At 70.8% G+C, this 3,806-nt stretch carries 6 protein-coding genes; 4 read left to right on the top strand and 2 right to left on the bottom strand.

The features are described from left to right. Positions 1-183: 183 nt before the first annotated feature. On the bottom strand, positions 184-384 hold the full coding sequence (locus tag KS423_RS40715) for a hypothetical protein (RefSeq protein WP_224284764.1): 201 nt from the start codon (positions 382-384) through the stop codon (positions 184-186). Positions 385-398: 14 nt separating this feature from the next. Further along, positions 399-824, bottom strand: coding sequence for an ATP-binding protein (locus KS423_RS40720; RefSeq protein WP_224284765.1), 426 nt, complete (start codon positions 822-824; stop codon positions 399-401). 229 nt (positions 825-1,053) lie between these two features. Here KS423_RS40720 and KS423_RS40725 point away from each other — a divergent pair, with 229 nt between their 5' ends. The 4 genes from KS423_RS40725 to KS423_RS40740 form a co-directional block, all read left to right on the top strand. Next, entirely contained in the window at positions 1,054-1,377 is a 324-nt protein-coding gene (locus tag KS423_RS40725; RefSeq protein ID WP_224284766.1) for a helix-turn-helix transcriptional regulator, read from the top strand. Between the two features lie 18 nt (positions 1,378-1,395). After that, positions 1,396-2,316 (top strand): hypothetical protein, encoded by a 921-nt coding sequence (locus tag KS423_RS40730; RefSeq protein ID WP_224284767.1) that lies wholly within the window; start codon positions 1,396-1,398, stop codon positions 2,314-2,316. 14 nt (positions 2,317-2,330) lie between these two features. Then, positions 2,331-2,876, top strand: a complete 546-nt coding sequence (locus tag KS423_RS40735; protein ID WP_224284768.1) for an NUDIX hydrolase — start codon at positions 2,331-2,333, stop codon at positions 2,874-2,876. A gap of 132 nt (positions 2,877-3,008) precedes the next feature. Beyond that, the coding region (locus KS423_RS40740) for a helix-turn-helix domain-containing protein (protein ID WP_224284769.1) at positions 3,009-3,806 on the top strand (798 nt) is incomplete at its 3' end.

A 3,806-nucleotide genomic window follows, 5' to 3' on the forward strand; every position in this document is an offset into this window, starting at 1 on the left:
CACCGCCGAGCAGCCCTCACTTCGCCTCACCGTCCGTCTCCGCTTCGGCCTTGCCGAAGCGGAGACGGCATCGTGCGCTGCCACTTCTGCGTAGGAAGTCGGCCTGGCCGACTTCCTACGCAGAAGTGGGAGGAGGGATAGCGCCATGCTGGAGGCGGTCGGAACTGATGCAGTGTCGTCCGGCTACCCCCGCGCGGACGTGCACGACGCGCTGTGCGGCTCGACGTTGGCCGGCCTCCCGTACGCCGGGTGGTGGTCATCTCGCCCTCTCGGTCCGCGGGCGACGGGCAGGGGGCGGTGGCCCAGGCGGGCGATCAGGGCGTAGGTCGCGGCCGGGGTGGCGCCACGGGAGAGGGTGTGGCGGGCGAGGGTGGCGAGGTGCATCGGGGATCGGGCTTTCAGGCGAGGGTGGTGGCAGGGGCGACGAGGGCCCAGACGAACTTGCCGATGCCGCAGGGCCGGGAGGCGCAGCCCCAGCGTTCGGCGAGCTCGTCGACGAGGAACAGGCCGCGCCCGTGCTCGTCGTCCGGGGCGGCGATACGGAGGGAGGGGCGGGTGGTGCCGGCGTCGTGGACTTCGAGGCGCAGGTGGGAGTCTACGAGGGCGAAGCGGACCTCGATGTGGCGGTCGGCGGGCGCGTCGGAGTGCTGGACGGCGTTGGCGAACAGCTCGCCCAGCAGCAGCTCGGCGGTATCGCGGTAGCGGTCCCCGGAGGGCAAGCCGGAGAGGTAGGCCCGAAGCAAGTACCGCGCGAGGGGCGTGGATTCAGCCCGCGAGTCGAGGCGCGCGACGAACGTCCGGGGCGGCTGGTGGGTCTTGAGCATGGGGGAGCACCTCAAGGGGCGGAGGGGAGTGCGTTAGAGGGCGACAGAGCGGCCAACCGAGACCAAGACGACATCCTCGCCGCCGCGCTGGGTGCTGACGCATGGTCACGGATAGAGCATCGAGCATTGCCGGGACTGCCACCAGGGTCACGGTGAGTACCCACCGTGGAGCCTTCGTGTAGTCACCACGGCCGGCACCCTCGTGGCACCATCGCCCAGGGAGGCCCGCTTGCCCGCGCCGGAACCGCTCCCCGAACGACTGCTGACCGACCCGACTTTCGTGGCGGCATGCGCGAGCAGGCAGATCGGTCCCGTTTTCCGGGCCATCGCGAGGCAGGCAGGTATCGGGCCGGCTCAGATTGCCCGGCGCACCGGCCTCTCGACCAGCCGTGTCACGGAGATCACGAGCGGGCCGCGGGAAGTCTCCAGCATGGATGTGATCGAGCGGATTGCCGACGGCCTGCACGTCCCCGGCTGGATGCTCGGCCTGGCCGACCGGTCATGGGAGGCGGCGACCGGCCCCGCCGGCTACCAGCCGGCCACCGCACCCTAGACCTGGCAAGTCCTTGACATGCTGTCCCGATCCACCACGTCCGACGCCGCCCTGACACACCTGGAAGCGGCTGTCGCCGATGTGGCCTACCGCTACCCGTCGACCGTACCCACCGAGTCCGTGCCCATCCTTCAACGGCAACTGGCCGGCGTACACGAGCTGCTCGCTCGCCCGCAGTCCCTCACCGCCCGGCGCCGTGGCGTACGGATACTGGCTGCCATCGCCGGCCTTTTGGGACTGGCCCACCACGACCTCGGCGACCGGAGCCGCAGTGAAGCGCACTTCCACCTCGGCGCCGTCGCTGCAGGTGAGGGGGAAGCAGATGATCTCACCGCGTGGCTCCTCACCATGCAGAGCATCGTCGAGTACACAGCCGGGCGGCGCGATACCGCTGCCACGCTCCTTCGGCAGGCCGCCGTGCACGGCGAGACCGCAGCACCCCGGCGTCGTGCCTGGATCGCCGCCAATCTCGCTCGCGTGCTTGCCGCAGGCGGTGACCGGGGCGCAGCACTGGCCGCACTCGACCAAGCCGCGCATCACCTCGACCTCGCGGAGGACGGCACGATCGGCGGCCTCGACTTCTTCACCGCACCACGGCTGGACGGTCTCGCCGGCGAGACGTACGCACACCTTGGTGAGCATGACGCTGCCAGCCACCTACTTGAGACCGCCATCGGCCGCCGGGCAGTTGCCGATCTCAAGGGGAGGGCCGTCCTCACCTTCGACCTCGCCGAGGTGCGGCTCGCCCAAGGCGACTTCGAAGCCGCGTGTGTCACGGCACACTCCGCCCTCGACCTGGCACGGGCCAGTATCATCCAGCCGATCGTCCTGCGCGCCCAGGCGCTCCAGGTATCCCTGTCGCCCTGGTCGGCCGAGAGACCTGTACGGGAGCTCGCCGCACGCGTGAGAGAGTCGGGAAGGCAACTGGTGCGCGCGTGAGGGAGGAACTGCCCGTGGAATGGGAGGTGTTCGGGCGTCGGCAAGTCTACGGGAGCCCGTGGGTCGAGGTCTGGCTCGATGACGTCGAGATCCCCGGTGTCGGCCGGATCGACCATCACGTCGTCCGCTACCCCCGCGCCTCGACCACCGCCGTCGTCACCAACGAGGCCGGCGAGTTCCTCCTCCTCTACCGGCACCGGTTCATCACCGGCCACTGGGGCTGGGAGGTACCGGCCGGATGGGCCGAGCCTGGCGAGGAGCCGGCGGCGGCCATCGTCCGCGAGGTCGAGGAGGAGACCGGTTGGCGTCCCGGCCGGGTCGAGCTGTTGACCGAGTACGACGCCATGGCCGGCATCGGCGACGCCCACTTCCACACCTACCACGTCACGGATTGCACCCGGGTCGGCGACCCCGAGGACGTGTCCGAGGCGACCCGCGTGGAGTGGGTACCCGAAAGCGAAGTGGTGAAGCTGCTGACGAACGGCGGGGTCCCGGACGGACCGTCGCACGCCGCCCTGTCCTATTTCCTCGGCCCGCATCGACTCGCTCGGCAGTTCTGACCGCCTCGACTACGCGTCAGTCGACCGCCCCGTGGCACGGTACGCGGACGCTCGCCGCGCTCAACGGTTCGCACTCTTCGTAGTCGATGTGCTACTTTCCGCATCATCAACAGAACATAGGAGACCCCGGCGGTGCTGGAACACCCCGGGGTCGGGCACCAGGAGCAGCAACTCCAGATGCAGATTCATCGTAGCGTTCACACGCGCGCGTTCACCGTCCTTCCGAACGGCCTGTTGCAGGACCGTCGGCTCAGTTACACCGCCCGGGGCCTCCTCGCCGACCTGCTCTCCCGCCCCGACGGGTGGCGGGAGGACGGACGGCAGATGGCGGACAGCAGTCCGCAGGGCCGGGGCGCCGTCCGGCGGGCGCTCAAGGAGCTGAAGGACGCCGGGTACTACCGCGTCGACACGGTCCGGATGTCCAACGGCACCGTGCGGTCCGAGGCCCATGTCTTCGACACCCCGCAGTCGGCACCGACTGTCCCCCGCCCGGCCTCCGGTGGGCGAGGGACCGGCGGCTCTGTCACCCCTCCCGTAAAGGACCCGGAGCAAGAACCCACCCTCCCGGATGAACGGACGCGGGCGGCCGTGGCCACGCTGTTCCGGGTGATCCGGCCCGAACCGCGTCTGCGCCTCGGCGAGGCCGAGGCGCAGACGCTGGCACCACTCGTCGCCCGATGGCTGGAACGGGGCAGCAACGAGGCCGAGTTGGCCCAGGCCCTGCTCCCCGGGCTGCCGCAGCCGATGCACTCCCCGGCGGCGATCCTCCGGGATCGCCTGCAACGCAAGCTGCCGCCGGAACGCCCGGCGCCCCCGCCGACGCCGTACGCCGAGTGCGGCCGCTGCCACGACCCGGTGCCCCGGCCGGGGATCTGCCGCGCCTGCGCGGGCCTCGGCACGAGAACCGTCGCCGTCGGCACCGGCGCGCCC

Source organism: Streptomyces sp. LS1784, assembly GCF_020103755.1.
Taxonomy (GTDB): domain Bacteria; phylum Actinomycetota; class Actinomycetes; order Streptomycetales; family Streptomycetaceae; genus Kitasatospora.